We start from the raw sequence: 17,695 nt of genomic DNA, 5'->3' as shown, positions 1-17,695 counted from the left end.
TTCAGGCCAGGCCAGTGCTGACGACCGATCCTATTCCCTACGCCGCCTTCATCGTGCGTCACCTCCTGCATCCCGTCGGCCCGCGCTTCGGCGACCGTCAGGCCGTGGCGGAGACCGAGGAGATGATGGACGGGGACCGTTGGTTCTGGTCCGACGACAACGCGAAGGCACTGGAGTTCCTCTCCCTCCCGAAGGTCTGGTGGGCTTATCCCGAGGCGGTGGAAGCCACCTTCGGCTTCCTGCGCGACCTCTGCCGCGGCCCCTACGTGTATCGCCGCCTCGGCCAGGCGCGGCTGGAGGCGGTGGAGAACGACGGCGCGCGGGCGCGCTTCGTCCATAGCCTGATGGACATCACCTGCGACCTGCCGCGCGGGATCGTCACCGTCGGCGTGCGCTTCCATGACGGGCGCACCGCCCGCAACGTGATGCTGACCGGCAACTACGTGCGATTCACCTATGCCGGGATCGGCCACACCTTGGATGTCGAGGACGCCATTGGCGCCTGGGAGATCCGGCACCGCGGCGATTCGCTGGAGCTTTCCCACGCGAGCGAACTGCGCTTCGCCCAGCACGGGCGGGACCTGCGGCTCGGGCGGCTCGTCTACGCCTATCGCTTCGATGCCCGCAGCACGATCTTCCGGGTTGAGGCATCGCTCGACCTCGATCCTGGCGTGACCGTCTCTGACCTCGTGCTGACGATCGCGGCGGACGACCTGACCCATGGCGAGCTCGGCATGGTCTACAACGCCGTCCGGGCCCGGCAGCCGGGCGCGGCGCCGATGAGGGTGGGCGTGACGGAGCCCGCCGAGGGGCTGTTGCCGCTCGCCGGCGCCCCCTACTGGTCCATGTCGCGGGACCGGTTCATGCGCGGCTTCTCGCCCGCCATCCACTCCGTTCCTCGGGAGCCGGGACGCCTCTCGGCCCTCAACATGGTCGCACGGGAGGAGGGGAACCTGCACTGGGTGGCGGCCGAGCACGCCTTCCCCGGGGAGCGCTGCGGCGGCCTGATCTCCGCGGAGGAAACGAAGCTCCTCACCTCCGGCGGTTTTTACGACCGTGTGGACGACATGGCCGCCATCATCGGCGCGGAGGCGGCGGCCCCGCCCAGCCAACCGATCGACCTTTCCCTCTCCTACGACTACGGCGTGGAGCTCTCGGCCTTCGCCCGCCGCGCCCGCATGCTCGCCCGCGCGGGAGAGGCCGCGGCACCGATGGTGGAGGAGGCGCTGGGGATGCACGACCAGCTCCTCGCCGCCTATGAGGAGAACATGCTCGCGCCCGCGGAGACGGATCCGCGCGCGATCTTCTCCCGCCCGCTCTCCTTCGTGGTGATGGGCTTGGTGGATGCGCTGGCCGTCACGGGCTCCCCCCGCCACCGGGAGGCGCTGCGGCGCGCGGTAGACGCCTTGCTCACCTTCGAGCGGCCGATGAAGGACATGGTCGGGAAGCCCGTCTCCGTCTTTCCGATGGGCAAGGGCAAGCCGCCCTACCTGGACTGCCACGCCGCCGCCGTGCTGGCCCTGGCCCGCGCGGCCACGGCGCTGGACGACCCGCGAATCGCGCCCGCGCTAGACCGTGCGCTCGGCACCTATGCGCTGGGCACCCACGCCGTCGATCTCGGCGGCCCGGTGAAGCAGGACGGGGTGGTTATCGACGTCCATGACGAGGCGGGGAACCGGCACACCCATGGCAGCTTCTGGAACTACTCCGCCGGCCTGTCCCTGCGCGGCTTCGCGGCGCTCCGCCGCTCCTCCCGGCCCGAGCTGCGGGAGGTGGTGGCGAGGCACAAGGACCGCGTGGAGCTGTTCGAGACGCTGATGCGCCGGCAGGTCGCCCGATCCATCCGCGAGCGCGGGGATGCGCTGGAGATCCGCACCTCCGTCCCATCCGCCGAATCGAATTCCGAGACGCAGCCCTGGGTGGCGATGGGAATCATCGAGGACCCCTGCGACGACGGGCCGGAGGCATCGTGATGCGCGTGCTGCGGAGCCTGGAGGAGCTGGACGAGGCCCTGGCCGAATGCGACCGGGCGGAGCGGGTTTCCGACGACGCCATGCGCGCCGTCTTCGGCACCTTCCGGATCGACCCACCCGCCGGCATGCCGGAGGATCCTTTCTCCGACGCGTATCGCCAGGCGCAGATGGGCATCTACGCGACCATAGCGGGCCGTGACTATGCGCTGGCGAACGAGGCGACGCCGCTGGATGTCGACGCCGCCCTGCGCCGGCCCTTCCCCTATTCCACCGGCAGCGCCACCACGGCCGGCGAGCACCTGATGGGCATCGGCTTCGCCTTGCGCGCCATGGCCCTGCCGCCGGGTTCGCGCGTGCTGGAATTCGGGCCGGGCTGGGGCAACACGACGCTGGAGCTGGCGCGGCTGGGCCATCACGTGACCTGCGTGGACGTGGAGCCGCGCTTCTGCGAGCTGATCCGCCGTCGCGCCGCGCGTGAGGATCTCTCCATCGAGGTGGTCCAGGACGACTTCTTCTGGGCGGAGCGCAGCACCGCGACCTTCGACGCCGTGCTGTTCTTCGAGTGCTTCCACCATTGCGCCGACCACCTGCGCCTGCTGCGTGCGCTGCAGGCGCGCGTGGCCGAGGGCGGGCGCCTCTTCTTCGGCGGGGAGCCGATCACGGCCGACTTTCCCCAGCCCTGGGGCGTGCGGCTGGACGGCAATTCCCTCTGGGCCATTCGCAAGAATGGCTGGCTGGAGCTGGGCTTCCACCAGGACTACTTCCAGCGCGCCCTGGCCCGCACCGGCTGGTCCGGCCGCCGCATCCCCTGCGCCGACCCGCCCTGGGCCACGGTGTGGGAAGCCCGGCGCCTGACGAAGATGGCCCTCTATCTCCACGCCTCAGATGATCGGGTGCAGACGGCCACTGGCCAGCGAGAGGGCGGCGCGATCCTGCTGGACGGCACGGCGGGGACAGGCCTGTACGGCCCCTATGTCCCGCTCGCGCGTGGCCGCTGGACGGCGCGGCTGCATTTCCGGCCCGATGCGCCGGCATCCGGGACGGCGGTGATGGACGTGTCCGCCGCGAACGGTTCAGCACGCCTCGCGGCCCGCGCCGTTCAGGGAGAGGCCCTGGTTGCCGAGGGGTGGGTCGCCACGCTGCCCTTCGAAGCAGCGGAGGACCTGATCGGCGTTGAGGTTCGGCTGTTCTGCGAGCGGGGCTTCACGGCCGTTATCGAGGCGGTGGAGCTCTTGCCGGGCAACGTGGACTGAAATCGCCCTGCAAGAGGCCTGGATACCCGGGGCCAAGGCGCCTTTAACGGCTGAGCTAGAAGCGGTTGTCGAAACCTGCCGGCTGAGGTCAGCCCCGCGGACCTTTCACGTCGGTCCAGGAGCCAGGGGGCGGAGCCCCCCGGCAAGCGACGCCCTCAGTGGTAGCGACGAACCAGCCCGACCAGACGGCCCTGAACCTTCACGCGGTCCGGCCCGAAGATGCGGGTCTCGAAGCGCGGGTTGGCGGCTTCCAGGGCGATGGAGTTGCCGCGGCGGCGCAGCCGCTTCAGCGTCACCTCGTTCTCGTCCACCAGGGCCACCACGATAGAGCCGTTATCGGCCGTATCTCCGCGGCGGATGATGACCGTATCGCCGTCCAGGATGCCGGCCTCGATCATCGAATCGCCGGAGACCTCCAGCGCATAGTGCTCGCCACCCCCGAGCATCGCGGCGGGCACCTCGACGCTCTCGCCCATGTCGCGCAGCGCCTCGATCGGCAAACCAGCGGCGATGCGGCCGTAGAGGGGGAGGTGGACCGCGGCGGCATCGTTGGCAGTGCGGACCGCGCCGGGAAGGTTGGGTGCGAAGTTGCCGCGGATGACGTTCGGGGCGAAGGACGGGGCCGCGGCCACGGCCGGCTGGGGCGACGCGTGCATGGCCTGCACGGCGCGCGGCGCCAGGCTTTCCGGAACGCGCAGCACTTCGAGCGCGCGGGCGCGGTGTGCGCGGCGCTTCAGGAAGCCGCGCTCCTCCAGCGCCGTGATCAGGCGATGGATGCCGGACTTGGACTTGAGGTTCAGCGCCTCCTTCATCTCCTCGAAGGAGGGGGAGAAGCCGGTGTCCCGCAGGTGCTTGTCGATGAAGGTGAGCAGCTCGTGCTGCTTGCGGGTGAGCATGGTCCGGGCGTCTCCCTGGGGGCGAGGGGTGGGGGTATCCGCACGAACAAACGGGCAACCCACGTGGAAGTTCTATGAAAGTTCTCCCGCGTCGGTCAATGCCGCTCCTCAGACGCCGATCGAAGAAAACTCCACAATTTCCACGGGAGTGCCCGCCGGGGCCGCCGGAGCATGGGGCGCACGGACCACCAGCGCCCCCGCCCGCGCAAGCGAAGCGAGCATGGAGCTGTCCTGGACGGGCAGGGGGGTGGCCGTCAGCGCCCCGTCCGGGCCGCGGGAGAGTTCCGCGCGCACGTAGTCCTGCCGCCGGTCATTCGCCGGCATGTCCCGGCCGAGCAGGGCGGTGCCCGCCCCCACGGGGCCCGCGGGCAGGCCGGAAAGGCGGCGCAGGGCGGGGATGAGGAAGATCACGGCGCAGACCAGGGCCGAGACGGGGTTCCCCGGCAGGCCCAGCATGGGGGTGCCGCGAAGGTCGCCCCAGATCAGCGGCTTGCCCGGCCGCATCGCGATCTTCCAGAAATCCAGCGAGAATCCCTGGGGGCCGAGGGCGGACTGGACCAGATCGTGCTCGCCCACGCTCGCACCGCCGGTGGTGAGCAGCAGGTCGCAGCGCGTCGCGGCGGTCGCCGCCTCCGCGATCGCGTCCCGGTCGTCGGCAGCGATGGGCAGAACCAGGGGCTCCCCACCTGAGGCCCGGACCAGCGCCGCCAGTGCATGGGCATTGGAGGAGACGATGCCGCCCGGGGGAATGGGATCGCCGGGCAGGGCGATCTCGTCGCCCGTGGCGAGGATGCCGATTCGCGGGCGGCGGTGGACCTGCAGCCACGGATGGTTGGCGGCGGCCGCGAGGCCGATGTCGCGGGCCGTCAGGCGGCGGCCCGGGGACAGCACGGCGCTGCCGGCGGCGAAGTCTAGCCCGGCGCGGCGGATGTGGCGGCCCTGGCGGGAGGCCTCGGTCGGGCTCACGAAGCCGTCCCCGGCCGTCGCATCCTCCTGCAGCAGGATGGCATCGGCACCGGCGGGCACGGCGCCGCCGGTGAAGATCCGCACCGCCTCGCCCGGGCCGACGGTGCCATCGAAGGGATGCCCGGCCGGGGCGCTGCCGATCACGCGCAGCCGCGCCCCCACGGCCGCATCCGCCGCCCGAAGCGCATAGCCGTCCATGGCGGAGACATCGGCCGGCGGCTGGGTGACGCGGGCGATGACGGGCCGCGCGAGCACCCGGCCCCACCCCTCCGGCAGGGAGACCGTCTCGGTCGGAGTGGGGTGGAGGGCGGAGAGGATGCGCTCCAGCGCCTCGGCGACGGGGATCACGCTACTCGGCCTCGTAGAGCCCGGACTTGCCGCCGGATTTCCTGACCAGCCGCACAGCCTCGATCCGCATGGCGCGATCGACGGCCTTCACCATGTCGTAGACGGTCAGAGCGGCGACGGTGACCGCCGTCATCGCCTCCATCTCCACCCCGGTGCGGCCGGCGGTCCTGACCGTGGCGGTGATCTCCACCGCGTCCGGCTCCGCCAGTTCAAGCTCCACGCTTGCGGAGGAGAGGGGAAGGGGATGGCAGAGGGGGATCAGCTCCGCCGTGCGCTTCGCGGCCATGATCCCGGCCAGCCGGGCCACGCCGAGCACGTCGCCCTTGCCCGCCCGTCCCTCGGCGATCAGGGCCAGCGTCTCCTGCCGCATGGTGATCCGGCCCTTGGCGGTGGCCTCCCGCACCGTCTCGGCCTTGGCCGAGACATCCACCATCGCCGCCCGCCCGGCAGCGTCGAAATGGGTGAGGGGGCCGCTCAAGCCGCCTCCACCAGCGCGCGGGCAGCAGCGCCGGGGTCGGGCTGGCGCAGCAGGTGCTCGCCCACGAGCAGGCAGCGGGCGCCGGCATGGACCATGCGGCGCACGTCCTCGGGAGTGCGGATGCCGCTCTCGGCCACGGGGATGCGGTCGGCCGGGATGAGGGGCGCCAGGCGCTCCGTCACCGCGATGTCGGTCGTCAGGCTCCGCAGGTCGCGGTTGTTCACGCCGATCAGGCGCGTCTCCAGGCCCAGGGCGCGCTGCAGCTCCGCCTCGTCATGGACCTCCACCAGCACGCCCATGTCCAGGCCGCGCGCCGTGTCCTCCAGCCTTTCCGCCATCTCGTCCGTCACGGCGGCCATGATGATGAGAATGGCGTCAGCGCCCATCGCCCGGGCCTCGAAGACCTGCCATGGATCGACCATGAAATCCTTGCGGAGGACGGGCAGCTGCGTCGCCTCGCGCGCGAGGCGCAGGTGCTCCCGCGTTCCCTGGAACCACTGCTCGTCGGTGAGAACCGAGAGGCAGGCGGCACCCGCGGCCTCGTAGGCCCGCGCGATGCCAGCGGGGTCGAAGGGCTCGCGGATCAGCCCGCCGGAGGGGGAGGCGCGCTTCACCTCGGCGATCAGACCGACCCGCATCTCCGCCACGGCGTTGCAGAGGGCCGCCGTGAAAGGGCGGGGCCTGCCCGCGTCCCGGGCGCGCCGCTCCATCTCCCCGAGCGGGGTTTCCTGCTGCCGCGCCTGCACCTCCAGGTACTTGGCGGCCAGGATCTGCCGGAGCGTGTCCGACAGGGCGGCGCCGGAGGAGGACGGCGCGGAGCGCGTGGGGTCGGAAAACGGCGCGTCGGTTACGGGAAGGGTCTGGTCCATGGTGAGCGGTTCCTCGCGCCGTTCCGCCGGTGCCGTCAAGCGGCACTCGTGCGGGGCAGGGGAGCGCGGAGGGGTTCCGCGGCCCGCAGGGGCTCCAACGCGCGCCTGCCGTTCCGGATGCGGTACCAGCCGCGCGCGGGACCGACCCTGTCCTGGCCTTCTGCGCTCGCCCTTCCCCGCGCGGGCCCTTGCTGCGGGAGGGCAGGAATGCCGCGGTTGCGAGGGGGTGGACGGGCGGACGGGTGGGACCCTGTGCCCGTTTCGGCTATATCCCCCGCCTGCCCGCATGGAGTGCAGCAGCCCGCGATGACCGACACCCCGGACATCATCCCCCGCGACATCCGCTTCGGGATCGCGGCACGTCCGGACCGTGCCTGGTTCGACGGGGATCTCCTGAAATCCGCCCTCGTCGACGGCTTCGCGGTGATGCTGCCGGAGGGGGAGCGCTTCTTCATCCGCTCCCTCAAGCCCTTCGTGCATGACCTGAAGGACGCGGAGGTGCTGAAGGGAATCCAGGGCTATGCGCTGCAGGAGGCCTTCCACACGCGGGAGCACGAATCCTACAACGATGGCCTGCGCGCGCTCGGCTACGACGTGGACGGGATGGAGGCGACGACCAAGCGCATGCTCTCCGCCGCGCAGGGACCGAGGAGCCGCGTGGTGGTGACCTGCGCGATCGAGCAGATCACCTACAGCATGTCCCGCTCCCTCCTCGGCCGCCCGAAGCTGCTGAAGGGCGTGAACCCCGACTACCGCCGCCTCTGGACTTGGCACGCGCTGGAGGAGGTGGAGCACGCGGCCGTGGCCTTCCAGGTGCTGCACGCCATCCCCTCGCGCCTGCCGCTGTGGAAGCGCTATGTCGGCCGCATCGTCACCTTCGGCACCGTGGTCGGGGCGGTCTGCACCCTGGCTGTCCGGAACGCCTTCTCCATGATCCGTGCCTCCGGGCAGGAGGTGACGCTCGGGGTGCGGCTGCGCTTTCTCTGGATCATCCTTGTCTATCCCGGCTTTATCTCCCGCCTCATCGGCGCCTGCCTTCTCTCTCTGCGGCCGGGCTATCGCGGCGGCGGCGGGGCGAAGGACGCGCGGTTGATCGAATCCGGGCGTCGCCTGCTGGCGGAGGAGGGGCTGGCGCCCGCGGCCGCCCAGGCGCCTGCCCCCGTCCCGGCCTGATGGCGACACCTCTGTTCCGAAGGGTGCTGCGGGCGACGGAGCGCGGGGCCTTCCCGGGCCTGCGGCGCTGGATCTGGCGGCGGAGCTACAACCTGCTCTCGCGCCTCTCCGGCACGCCGCGCTGGGCTTTCCTGAACTACGGCTACATCGGGCCGGGCGCCCCCTTCGCCCTCCGGCCGGAGGAGGAGCCGTCCCGGCCCTTCGTCGGCCTCTATCATCAGGCGGTCGAAGGATTGCCGCTGAAGGCCGCCTCGGTGCTGGAGGTGGGTTCCGGCCATGGCGGGGGGGCCGCCTATGTCGCCCGGCACTATGCCGTGGATGCCGTGACGGGGGTGGACATCGCGCGGCAGACCGTGCGCCGGGCGATCCGGCTCAACGCGGGCGTGCCGCGCCTGACCTTCCGCGAAGGCGACGCGGAGGCGCTGCCCTTTCCCGATGCGAGCTTCGACATCGTCGTGAACGTCGAGTCCTCGCACTGCTACGGCAGCATGGACCGCTTCGCGGCGGAGGCGGCACGGGTTTTGCGGCCGGGCGGGTGGCTCACCTGGGCAGATATGCGAAGCCCGGCCATGCTGCCGGACCTCGACAATGCCTTTGCCCGTGCCGGTCTGGTCCTGCGGACCGAGGCGGAGATCAACGAGGGCGTCGTGGCCGCGCTGGACGCGATGGAGGCGGCGAAGAGTGCCGCCATCACGCGGATCCGCCCGTTGCGGCCGGTGATGCGGCAGTTCGCGGGGATGCAGGGCTCCGTCCTCTACCGGGCACTGCAGCGGCGGCGGGTGCTGTACCTCGCCCGCCGCTACCAGAAGCCCGGCTAGGCGTTCGTGGCGGCCCGCAGCTTCTCCAGCGCCGCGAAGGCACGGCCGGAGGCGATCGACTCCGCCGCCAGCGCCGCACCCTCCCTCAGCGCCTCCACCCGGCCCGCCACGATGAGCGCGGCGGCAGCGTTTAGCAGCACGCAGTCCCGGTAGCCGCCCGTCTCGCCCTTCAAGAGTGCGACCAGGGCCTCCGCATTCTCCGCCGGCTCACCGCCCTTCAGGGTATCGGCGGAGTGGCGGGACAGCCCGGCTTCCTCCGGCGTCACCTCGAACTCCCGGATGTGGCCGCCCTTCAGCTCCACGACCTCGGAGGGACCGGCGACCGTCAACTCGTCCAGGCCCTGGCCGTGGACCAGCCAGGCATGCTCCGTCCCGATGCGGCCGAGCGTCTCGGCCATCGGGCGCAGCCACTGGGGCGCGAAGGCGCCGGTCATCTGGCGGCGCACGCGCGCCGGGTTCGTCAGGGGGCCAAGCAGGTTGAAGATGGTGCGCGTGCCCAGTTCCATGCGGGGCCCCGCGGCGTGGCGCAGGGCGGCGTGGTGCCGTGGGGCGGCGAGGAAGCAGATCCCGGCCTCCCGCAGCACCTCGGGGATGCGCTCCATGGGCAGGTCCGTGTTGACGCCGAGCGCCGTCAGCACGTCGGAGGCGCCGGAGCGGGACGAGAGGGCGCGGTTGCCGTGCTTCGCCACGGGCACGCCGCATCCCGCCACGACCAGCGCGGCGGCGGTGGAGATGTTGAGGGTGCCGGCGGCGTCGCCCCCGGTGCCGACGAGGTCGATCGCGCCGGGCGGGGCCTCCACGGCCAGCATGCGGGCGCGCATGGCCCGCACGGCGCCGGTCATCTCCGCCACCGTCTCGCCGCGGACGCGCATGGCCATGAGCAGGCCGGCGATCTGGGCGGGCGTGGCCTCGCCGGCCATCACCGTGCCGAAGGCGGCCTCGGCCTCGCTCTCGGCGAGGCGCTCCCCGGCTGCGAGCCGGGCCAGGACAGGCTTGAGGGACACCGGTCAGGCCGCCCGGGGCAGCACGTCGTCGCGGGGCGGCAGGTTGATCCCGGCCAGCCGCATGACATTGGCCAACATGTCATGCCCGTGCTGTGAGGCGATGCTCTCCGGGTGGAACTGCACGCCCCAGACCGGAAGGTCCCGGTGCGCCAGGCCCATGACGAGCCCGTCCGCCGTCTCGGCCGTGACCTCGAGAGTCTCCGGCAGGTCCTCCCGCCGCACGACGAGGGAGTGGTAGCGCGTGGCCTTGAAGGGGGAGGGGAGGCCGGCAAAGACGTCGGTGCCGCCGTGGTGCATTTCGTGCACCTTGCCGTGGATGGGCTGGGGCGCCCGGACCACCGCCCCGCCGAAGGCCTGCCCGATGGACTGGTGCCCAAGGCAGACGCCGAACAGGGGCACGGCCTTCTTTGCGGCCGCGCCGATCAGATCCAGGCAGATGCCCGCCTCGTTCGGCGTGCAGGGACCGGGTGAGAGGATGATGGCCTGGGGCTTCATTTCCATCGCCTGGTCCACCGAGAGGGCGTCGTTGCGCCAGACGGCCACCTCCGCGCCCAGCTCCCCGAGGAAGTGGACGAGGTTGAAGGTGAAGCTGTCGTAGTTGTCGATGAGCAGGATCATGGCCGCCCCACTTCGGCCCAGGGCAGGGGGCTGGTCAAGCCGGACGGGCGGGACTCAGCCCTCCGCCCGGCGCGGCGCGGCAGCGGCGAAGCGCACGGCCTCCTCGGCCGCGCGGAACAGGGCGCGGGCCTTCTGCCGCGTCTCTTCCTCCTCCGAGGCGGGGTCGCTGTCCGCCACCACCCCGGCGCCCGCCTGGACGTACATGGTCCCGTCCTTCACCACGGCCATGCGGAGGCCGATGCAGGTGTCCATGCCGCCATCCCCGCCGAAATAGCCGAAGCAGCCCGCGTAGACGCCGCGGCGGGAGGGCTCCAGCTCCTCGATGATCCCCATGGCCCGCACCTTCGGCGCGCCGGAGAGGGTGCCGGCGGGGAAGCCGGCCATCAGGGCGTCCAGCGCCGTCAGCCCGGGCCGGAGACGGCCCTGCACCTCGGAGCTGATGTGCATGACCTGGGAATAGCGCTCGATCCCGAACTGGGCGGTGACCTTCACGCTGCCGATTTCCGCAACCCGGCCGACGTCGTTCCGGCCGAGGTCGATCAGCATCAGGTGCTCCGCCCGCTCCTTCGGATCGGCCAGGAGCTCCCTCTCCAGCGCCAGGTCCTCCTCCGGCGTGGCGCCGCGGCGGCGGGTGCCGGCCAGGGGACGCACGGTCACCACCCCGTCACGCAGGCGCACGAGGATTTCCGGGCTCGCGCCCGTGGCCGCGAAGCCGCCGAAGTCGAAATGGAACAGGAAGGGCGCGGGGTTCAGGCGGCGCAGCGCCCGGTAGAGGGCAAAGGGCGGCAGGGCGAAGGGGGCCTGGAAGCGCTGGCTGGGCACCACCTGGAACACGTCGCCGGCGGCCACGTATTCCTTGGCGCGCTCCACCAGGGCCATGAAGCCCTCCCGCGTGAAGTTGGAGGTCGGCGTCCCCGGGGCGGGCAGGGCGGCCGGCGGGGCGGGGCGGGGCACGGGGCGGTCCAGCGCCGCCTCCGCCTCGTCCAGCCGGGCCTGGGCGGCCTCGTAGGCGTCCCGGGCCGTCTCGCCCTTGTCGGCATAGACCGGGGCGCAGAGCGTCAGGATGTCCCGCACGTGATCGAAGACGGCAATCAGGGTCGGGCGGCCGAGGATCGCCTCGGGGATGCCCAGCAGGTCCGGGTTTTCCGCCGGCAACCTCTCCATCTGCCGGACCATGTCGTAGCCAAGATACCCGAACAGGCCGGCGGCACAGGGTGGCAGCCCGGCCGGCATTTCCATGCGGCAGGCCGTAATCAGGGCCCGAAGGCTGTCCAGCGGCGCCGCTTCCTCCGGTACGAAGGCGTGCGGGGCGGCGAGGGCGTGGCGGTTCACCTCCGCCCGGCCGCCCCGGCAGCGCCAGATCAGGTCCGGGGCGAGGCCGATCGCGGAGTAGCGGCCGCGGCTCTGCCCGCCCTCCACGCTCTCCAGCAGGAAGGTGTTGGGCCGCCCTTCCGCGAGCTTGAGGAAGGCGCCGACGGGGGTGTCGAGGTCCGCGACGCGTTCCCGGAACACCACCTGGCCGCGGCCGGCGGCATGGGCGGCGGCGAAGGCGGCGTAGCCCTCGGCGTTGGTCCCGATGGGGTTCATCGCGCCGCCACCTGGTCCATCAGGGCCTCGTTGATCTTGACCTCGGCGCGGGCGCGCAGGGCGGCGGCGAACTGGGCCTCCAGGTCCTCCTGCATCGCCTGCTCCACCTCGGTCTTGGCGCGGGTCACGGCCTCGGGGCTCGCCTCGGCGGGGAGGATCTCCACCAGCTTCGCCACGGCGAAGCCGGCGGCCGTGGTGGCCATGGTCACCTCGCCGGGCTTCAGGGTGAAAAGTGCGGGCAGAAGCTCCGCGGGGATGCCGCCGGCCGCAGGGCCCTCGGCGTCGCGGGTGGCGGGGCCCATGCGGACCGGCTCCACCCCGGCCTCCTTCGCGGCTTCCGTGAAGTCCTTGCCGCCCTGGCCGTTATTTCCCTGGGCGGCGGACATCAGGGCGGTGGCCCGCTCCTCCTGCGCGCGGCGGCGGGCGTCGAGCGTCCAGGCGCGGCGCACCTCGGCCTCGACGGAGGCGAAGGGGCGCAGCGCGGCGGGGATGGCGTTGGAAACGTCCATTGCGGCGAAGGCCTGGCCCACTTCCGCCACCCGCGGGCCGGAGCCGGCGGGGTTGGCGAAGATCGCCTCGATCAGCGCGGCGCGGGCGGCGGGGCCGCCGGGCAGGGCCACGGGGCGGCCGTCCTGGCCATTGCCCTGGCGGTCCAGCGTCACGCGCGTGGACTCCAGGTCAAAGCGCTTCGCCGCCTCCTCCACCGTGGCGCCGCCGGAGAGCGCGTCCTCCAGCTTGTTCGCCTCCTCGAAGGAGAGGTCGGCGGCCTTCTCGCGCGCCAGGGTCTCGCGGGTCTGGGCGCGGAGGGTCTCCATCGGGATCTCCGCGGCGGCCTGGATGGCGGTGACCTTCATCACGTGCCAGCCGAAGGGGCTCTGGATCGGCTCGCTCACGCCGCCCTGGGGCAGGGCGAAGACGGCGCTAGCAATGTTCTCCACGGGCATCTCCGCGCGGGTCACCGCGCCCATCTCCAGCGCGGCGCCGCCGGCGGCGACCGCCTGGGCCGTGATCGCCTCGAGGTTCGCGCCGCCGGTCCAGGCCGTGCGGATGGCGTCCGCCGCCTCCTTCGTCTTCACAAGCGCCTGCTCCACGGTGCGGCGCTCCGGGGCGCCGCTGCGCTCGCGCTGGGCCTCTAGCCCGGCGTCGATCTCGGCCTCGGAGACCTCGACCTTCGGCAGCAGGATCTCGGCGGAGAGCAGGGCGACGGCGGCCTCGCGATACTCGGGGGAGGAGAACTGCGCGGGGTTGTTCTCGTGGAAGCGTTCCAGCTGCGCCTGGGTCGGCTCAGGAACCTCCGGGGCGGTGAGGAGGGGGAACTCCGCCACTTCCGCCACGCGCCTCTCCCCGGCGAAGGCGGCCAGGAGCTTCGTCAGCGTCTCCGGGGCGCGGGCGCCGGCGCGCACGGCGCCCACCAGCTGCTGGCGCTGCAGGTCGGAGACGACGAGGCGGGTGAAGTCGGCCTCGGTCATGTCGTTCTGGCGCATGAACTGCTGGAGGAGGAACGGGCTGAACTGGCCATCGGCGCCGCGGAAGGCGGGGATGGAGAAGGTATAGGCCCGCACGGCATCCACGGAGGCGGCGACGCCAAGGCGGCGGGCCTCCCGGTCCTGCGCGCGGGAGGCGATGAGGTTGTCCAGCGCCCGCCGGGCCACGGCCTGGCGGAAGGCCTCGTTCGGCTCGAAGCGCGGGCCGAGCTGGCGCTGCAGGCGCTGCGTCTCCCGCCGGGCGGCGGTCTGGGCTTCCGCCAGCTCGATCGGGTCGCCACCCACCCGGGCCACGGCATTGTCCCGGCCGAAGTTGCGGATGGTGTCCTCGATCCCCCAGACCGCGAAGGACAGCACCAGCAGGACGAAGAGGCCCCTGGCGAACCAGGTGCCGGCGAGGCGGCGGAACGCGGTGATCATGGTGGCGGCGGGCCCTGCTGGGGGAAGTTCGGACATGGGGCGGTAGCCCATCCCGGTACGGTTGCCAAACCTCGATCCGCCCGATAGGCGGCGTTGAAACGCGCCGTTGCACCAGGAGAGCCCATGACCCCCGGAGTCCGCCCCCTCATCGCCGGCAACTGGAAGATGAACGGCACGCTGCGGGACGCCGCGGCCCTGGCCGAGGGGGTGCGGGCCGGGCTGGACCGGGCGCCGAACGCCGACCTGCTGATCTGCCCGCCCTTCCTGCACCTTCACGTCGCCGCCGCCTCCATGGGCTGGAAGCCCGTGGCGATCGGCGGGCAGGACTGCTCGGCGGAGGCGAACGGGGCCCATACCGGCGACGTCTCGGCCGCCATGCTGGCGGATGCCGGCTGCGGCTTCGTCATCCTCGGCCATTCCGAGCGCCGGGCGGATCACGGGGAGACGGACGCGCAGGTCCAGGCCAAGGCCCGGGCGGCGATCGAGGCGGGGCTGATCCCCGTGGTCTGCGTGGGCGAGACGGAGGCCCAGCGCGACGCCGGGGAGGCGGAGCCGGTGGTTGCGGCGCAGATCGCCGGGTCCCTGCCGCCTGACTTCGCGCGGGCGAAGGGGGTGGTGGCCTATGAGCCGGTCTGGGCGATCGGCACGGGGCGGACCCCGACCGAGGCCGACATCTCCGCCATGCACGGAAGGATGCGCGCCGAGCTCGTGGCGCTGTTCCCCGGGCAGGGGGAGACGACGCGCCTACTCTACGGCGGCTCCGTGAAGCCCTCCAACGCCGTTTCCATCCTGGCCCTTCCGAATGTGGACGGGGCCCTGGTGGGGGGCGCCAGCCTGAAGGCCGACGACTTCCTGGCCATCGCCGCCGCCGTTTCCGCCTGAATCCCTTCCCCCCGCACCCGTTACGGGGCTAGAAGCCGGGAATCATGACCACCGTCCTCCTCGTCCTGCACTTCTTCGTCGCCGCCGCCCTGATCGGGGTCGTGCTGCTGCAGCGCAGCGAGGGCGGGGGGCTGGGCATCGGCTCCTCCCAGGGCATGGGCAACTTCATGTCCGGCCGGGGTACGGCGAACCTGCTCACGCGGGCCACGGCCGTGCTGGCCACGATCTTCATGGCGCTGGCGCTGGCGCTTGGGCTGCTGAACCAGGGGACCGGGCGGCAGCGCTCCCTCTTCGATTCGCCGCCCGCCGCGACCGCTCCGGCCCTGCCGGCGGCACCCGTCGCGCCGGCCGCACCCTCGGTCCCGACCAACTAAGCCACTGTAGCAAAGGCGGCCCCGTTCAAGCCGGGGTCGCGCATGGCACTCACGCGTCCGTGGCCCCTGGCCGCGGCGCCATCACGCTCGTTATAAGGGACCCCCATGACGCGGTACGTATTCATCACCGGCGGCGTGGTCTCTTCCCTCGGAAAAGGCATTGCCGCAGCTTCCCTGGCTGCGCTCCTGCAGGCGCGTGGCCACACGGTCCGCATGCGAAAGCTGGACCCCTACCTCAACGTCGATCCGGGCACGATGAGCCCGTATCAGCACGGCGAGGTCTTCGTGACCGATGACGGGGCGGAAACCGACCTCGATCTCGGCCACTACGAGCGCTTCACCGGGGTGCATGCCAACCAGGCCGATGCCTGGACCTCCGGGCGCATCTACTCCGAGGTGATCGCGAAGGAGCGGCGCGGGGAGTATCTGGGCGGGACCGTCCAGGTGATCCCGCATATTACGGATGCCATCAAGGAAGGCATCACCAGCGGGGTCGAGGATTACGACTTCGTCCTGGTCGAGGTCGGCGGCACGGTGGGTGATATCGAGAGCCTTCCCTTCCTCGAGGCGCTGCGGCAGCTGGCGAACGAGCTGGGGCCGCGCAACGCCCTGTTCGTCCATCTGACGCTCGTGCCCTGGATCGCTTCCGCCGGCGAGCTGAAGACGAAGCCGACGCAGCACAGCGTGAAGGAGCTGCTGGGCTTGGGCATCCAGCCGCAAATCCTGCTCTGCCGCTGCGACCGTCCGATCCCGGAGAACGAGCGACGCAAGATCGCCAGCTTCTGCAACGTGCGGCCGGAGAGCGTGATTCCCGCGCTGGACGCCACCAGCATCTACGCCGTGCCGCTGCAGTACCATGACGAGGGCCTGGACCGGGAAGTGCTGCGGCACTTCGACATGTCTGTCTACGGGGAGCCGGACCTTTCCCGCTGGCGGAAGATCGTCAACTCCCTCCAGCACCCGGAGGGCGAGGTGACCGTCGCGGTCGTCGGCAAGTACATGTCGCTGCTCGACGCCTATAAGTCACTCGGCGAGGCGCTGACCCATGGCGGCATCGCGCACAACGTGAAGGTGAAGCTGGACTGGGTCGACAGTTCCATCTTCGAGGGTGAGGGCGCGACGAAGCGGCTGGAGGGGGTGCACGGCATTCTCGTGCCCGGCGGCTTCGGCGAGCGCGGCAGCGAGGGCAAGATCCGCGCTGTGCAGTTCGCGCGGGAGCGGAACGTGCCCTTCCTCGGCATCTGCTTCGGCATGCAGATGGCGGTGGTGGAGGCGGCGCGGCACCAAGCCGGCCTGCCCGGCGCTTCCTCGACGGAGTTCGGGCCCTGCGAGGATCCCGTGGTGGGGCTGCTGACGGAGTGGAAGCGCGGCAACCAGGTGGAGAAGCGCGAGGAAGGCGGCGACCTCGGCGGCACCATGCGGCTGGGCTCCTATCCCTCCCTGCTGGCCGAGGATTCACTCGTCCGCTCCATCTATGACGGCAAGCCCGAGATCATGGAGCGCCACCGCCACCGCTACGAGGTGAACGTGAACTACCGCGAGAAGCTGGAGGCCACCGGCCTGCGCTTCTCCGGCATGTCGCCGGACGGCGTGCTGCCGGAGATCGTGGAGCGACCGGACCATCCCTGGTTTCTCGGCGTGCAGTATCATCCGGAGCTGAAGTCCAAGCCCTTCGAGCCGCACCCGATCTTCGCGGGCTTCGTCGGGGCGGCCGTGCGGCAGGCGCGGCTGGTCTGAAAACTGGCGAGCACCCGGCGTGAATGACGGTCATTTCCGTCAAGCGTTGTTCGCCGGGTCCGCCTTCACCTAACTCCTCGGCAGGCCCGCCGCTCCGGCCGGCCGCCAGTCAAGGGTGAAGCGCGATGGCGAAGGTCCTGGTTCTCTACTACTCCACCTACGGGCACATCGAGGCGATGGCGGAGGCCGTGGCCGAGGGCGCGCGGGCCGTGCCCGGCACCACCGTGGACATCCGCCGCGTGCCGGAGCTGGTGCCGGAGGAGATCGCCCGGAAGTCCCACTACAAGATGGACCAGGCGGCACCGATCGCCACCGTGGACGAGCTGCCCGCCTACGACGCCATCATCATCGGCACGCCCACCCGTTACGGGAACATGGCGTCCCAGATGAAGAACTTCCTGGACCAGACGGGCGGCCTCTGGGCCCGCGGCGCCTTCAATGGGAAGGTGGGATCCTGCTTCACCTCCACCGCCAGCCTCCATGGCGGGCAGGAGAGCACGATTCTCGCGACGAACAACGTGCTGTACCACCTGGGCATGGTGATCGTCGGTCTACCCTATTCCTACGCCCCGCTGCAGGACGTGACGAAGGTGCAGGGCGGGACGCCCTATGGCGCGAGCACCGTGGCGGGCGGCGACGGCAGCCTGAAGCCCACGCCGGACGACCTGGGGGCGGCGCGCTTCCAGGGTGAGCACGTGGCACGGATCGCGGCCAAGCTGGCAGCCTGAACGCAAATGGGGGAGGCCGCGCGGTCCTCCCCCGGCGCGAAGAGTTGATCCGGACGACCCGCCAGGGTTGTTGGCCGGTTTGACGCC

The 17,695-nt window shown here is 71.5% G+C and carries 16 protein-coding genes; 8 read left to right on the top strand and 8 right to left on the bottom strand.

Annotation, left to right across the window (positions count from 1 at the left end; translation table 11 throughout):
- The first annotated feature begins 14 nt into the window (after window positions 1-14).
- Both J5Y10_RS06140 and J5Y10_RS06135 read left to right on the top strand, forming a co-directional pair.
- Window positions 15-1,973, top strand: a complete 1,959-nt coding sequence (locus tag J5Y10_RS06140) for a hypothetical protein (protein WP_209371879.1) — start codon at window positions 15-17, stop codon at window positions 1,971-1,973.
- Window positions 1,973-3,226, top strand: coding sequence for a class I SAM-dependent methyltransferase (locus tag J5Y10_RS06135; protein ID WP_209371877.1), 1,254 nt, complete (start codon window positions 1,973-1,975; stop codon window positions 3,224-3,226). The genes J5Y10_RS06140 and J5Y10_RS06135 overlap by 1 nt, the downstream gene beginning before the upstream one ends.
- 155 nt (window positions 3,227-3,381) lie before the next feature.
- Here J5Y10_RS06135 and lexA read toward each other — a convergent pair whose 3' ends face one another.
- The 4 genes from lexA to trpC form a co-directional block, all read right to left on the bottom strand.
- Window positions 3,382-4,122, bottom strand: coding sequence for a transcriptional repressor LexA (gene lexA, locus J5Y10_RS06130; protein WP_209371875.1), 741 nt, complete (start codon window positions 4,120-4,122; stop codon window positions 3,382-3,384).
- A 108-nt stretch (window positions 4,123-4,230) separates the two neighbouring features.
- Window positions 4,231-5,436, bottom strand: a complete 1,206-nt coding sequence (locus J5Y10_RS06125) for a molybdopterin molybdotransferase MoeA (RefSeq protein WP_209371873.1) — start codon at window positions 5,434-5,436, stop codon at window positions 4,231-4,233.
- Between the two features lies 1 nt (window position 5,437).
- Window positions 5,438-5,914 (bottom strand): cyclic pyranopterin monophosphate synthase MoaC, encoded by a 477-nt coding sequence (gene moaC, locus J5Y10_RS06120; protein ID WP_209371871.1) that lies wholly within the window; start codon window positions 5,912-5,914, stop codon window positions 5,438-5,440.
- Window positions 5,911-6,783, bottom strand: coding sequence for an indole-3-glycerol phosphate synthase TrpC (gene trpC / locus J5Y10_RS06115; RefSeq protein WP_209371870.1), 873 nt, complete (start codon window positions 6,781-6,783; stop codon window positions 5,911-5,913). The genes moaC and trpC overlap by 4 nt, the downstream gene beginning before the upstream one ends.
- Before the next feature lie 306 nt (window positions 6,784-7,089).
- On the opposite strand from trpC, the gene J5Y10_RS06110 reads away from it, so the two are divergent.
- Together J5Y10_RS06110 and J5Y10_RS06105 are read left to right on the top strand one after the other, a co-directional pair.
- Window positions 7,090-7,956: a metal-dependent hydrolase gene (locus J5Y10_RS06110; RefSeq protein ID WP_209371869.1), complete on the top strand. Its 867-nt coding sequence runs from the start codon at window positions 7,090-7,092 to the stop codon at window positions 7,954-7,956.
- Window positions 7,956-8,774 carry a class I SAM-dependent methyltransferase gene (locus tag J5Y10_RS06105; protein ID WP_209371868.1) on the top strand — a complete coding sequence of 273 codons (819 nt, stop codon included), beginning with the start codon at window positions 7,956-7,958 and terminating at the stop codon, window positions 8,772-8,774. The genes J5Y10_RS06110 and J5Y10_RS06105 overlap by 1 nt, the downstream gene beginning before the upstream one ends.
- Here the strand turns inward: J5Y10_RS06105 and trpD are convergent.
- Genes trpD through J5Y10_RS06085 form a run of 4 tightly spaced genes read right to left on the bottom strand, consistent with a single transcriptional unit; the run spans window position 8,771 to window position 13,923 of the window.
- Complete coding sequence (gene trpD / locus J5Y10_RS06100; protein ID WP_209371867.1) at window positions 8,771-9,778, bottom strand: anthranilate phosphoribosyltransferase; 1,008 nt, start codon at window positions 9,776-9,778, stop codon at window positions 8,771-8,773. The genes J5Y10_RS06105 and trpD overlap by 4 nt on opposite strands.
- Before the next feature lie 3 nt (window positions 9,779-9,781).
- A complete protein-coding gene (locus tag J5Y10_RS06095) occupies window positions 9,782-10,396 on the bottom strand; it encodes an anthranilate synthase component II (protein WP_209371866.1) in 615 nt (204 codons plus the stop codon).
- 54 nt (window positions 10,397-10,450) lie between these two features.
- Window positions 10,451-11,983: an anthranilate synthase component I gene (gene trpE, locus J5Y10_RS06090; RefSeq protein ID WP_209371865.1), complete on the bottom strand. Its 1,533-nt coding sequence runs from the start codon at window positions 11,981-11,983 to the stop codon at window positions 10,451-10,453.
- The gene (locus J5Y10_RS06085) at window positions 11,980-13,923 is read right to left on the bottom strand and encodes a peptidylprolyl isomerase (protein ID WP_209371864.1); all 1,944 of its coding nucleotides are present in this window, start codon (window positions 13,921-13,923) and stop codon (window positions 11,980-11,982) included. Before J5Y10_RS06085 ends, trpE begins: the two co-directional genes overlap by 4 nt.
- 87 nt (window positions 13,924-14,010) lie before the next feature.
- Here J5Y10_RS06085 and tpiA point away from each other — a divergent pair, with 87 nt between their 5' ends.
- The 4 genes from tpiA (at window position 14,011) to wrbA (ending at window position 17,608) form a co-directional block, all read left to right on the top strand.
- On the top strand, window positions 14,011-14,769 hold the full coding sequence (tpiA, locus tag J5Y10_RS06080) for a triose-phosphate isomerase (RefSeq protein WP_209371863.1): 759 nt from the start codon (window positions 14,011-14,013) through the stop codon (window positions 14,767-14,769).
- A 44-nt stretch (window positions 14,770-14,813) separates the two neighbouring features.
- On the top strand, window positions 14,814-15,143 hold the full coding sequence (gene secG, locus J5Y10_RS06075) for a preprotein translocase subunit SecG (protein ID WP_209371847.1): 330 nt from the start codon (window positions 14,814-14,816) through the stop codon (window positions 15,141-15,143).
- A gap of 105 nt (window positions 15,144-15,248) precedes the next feature.
- Complete coding sequence (pyrG, locus tag J5Y10_RS06070) at window positions 15,249-16,880, top strand: CTP synthase (RefSeq protein ID WP_209371845.1); 1,632 nt, start codon at window positions 15,249-15,251, stop codon at window positions 16,878-16,880.
- A gap of 125 nt (window positions 16,881-17,005) precedes the next feature.
- Window positions 17,006-17,608, top strand: coding sequence for an NAD(P)H:quinone oxidoreductase (wrbA, locus tag J5Y10_RS06065; RefSeq protein WP_209371843.1), 603 nt, complete (start codon window positions 17,006-17,008; stop codon window positions 17,606-17,608).
- Window positions 17,609-17,695 lie beyond the last annotated feature (87 nt).

This window comes from Roseomonas indoligenes (assembly GCF_017813365.1).
Taxonomy (GTDB): Bacteria; Pseudomonadota; Alphaproteobacteria; order Acetobacterales; family Acetobacteraceae; genus Roseomonas; species Roseomonas indoligenes.
Note: the sequence above shows the minus strand (reverse complement) of the source record. Positions and strands in the feature narration are given on the sequence as shown.

Coding starts and splice junctions, on each gene's coding strand:
- J5Y10_RS06110 (WP_209371869.1), top strand. CDS start 7,090: ATGACCGACACCCCGGACATCATCCCCCGCGACATCCGCTTCGGGATC.
- trpE (WP_209371865.1), bottom strand. CDS start 11,983: ATGAACCCCATCGGGACCAACGCCGAGGGCTACGCCGCCTTCGCCGCC.
- wrbA (WP_209371843.1), top strand. CDS start 17,006: ATGGCGAAGGTCCTGGTTCTCTACTACTCCACCTACGGGCACATCGAG.
- secG (WP_209371847.1), top strand. CDS start 14,814: ATGACCACCGTCCTCCTCGTCCTGCACTTCTTCGTCGCCGCCGCCCTG.
- tpiA (WP_209371863.1), top strand. CDS start 14,011: ATGACCCCCGGAGTCCGCCCCCTCATCGCCGGCAACTGGAAGATGAAC.
- J5Y10_RS06135 (WP_209371877.1), top strand. CDS start 1,973: ATGCGCGTGCTGCGGAGCCTGGAGGAGCTGGACGAGGCCCTGGCCGAA.
- trpC (WP_209371870.1), bottom strand. CDS start 6,783: ATGGACCAGACCCTTCCCGTAACCGACGCGCCGTTTTCCGACCCCACG.
- J5Y10_RS06095 (WP_209371866.1), bottom strand. CDS start 10,396: ATGATCCTGCTCATCGACAACTACGACAGCTTCACCTTCAACCTCGTC.
- lexA (WP_209371875.1), bottom strand. CDS start 4,122: ATGCTCACCCGCAAGCAGCACGAGCTGCTCACCTTCATCGACAAGCAC.
- J5Y10_RS06085 (WP_209371864.1), bottom strand. CDS start 13,923: ATGTCCGAACTTCCCCCAGCAGGGCCCGCCGCCACCATGATCACCGCG.
- pyrG (WP_209371845.1), top strand. CDS start 15,249: ATGACGCGGTACGTATTCATCACCGGCGGCGTGGTCTCTTCCCTCGGA.
- J5Y10_RS06105 (WP_209371868.1), top strand. CDS start 7,956: ATGGCGACACCTCTGTTCCGAAGGGTGCTGCGGGCGACGGAGCGCGGG.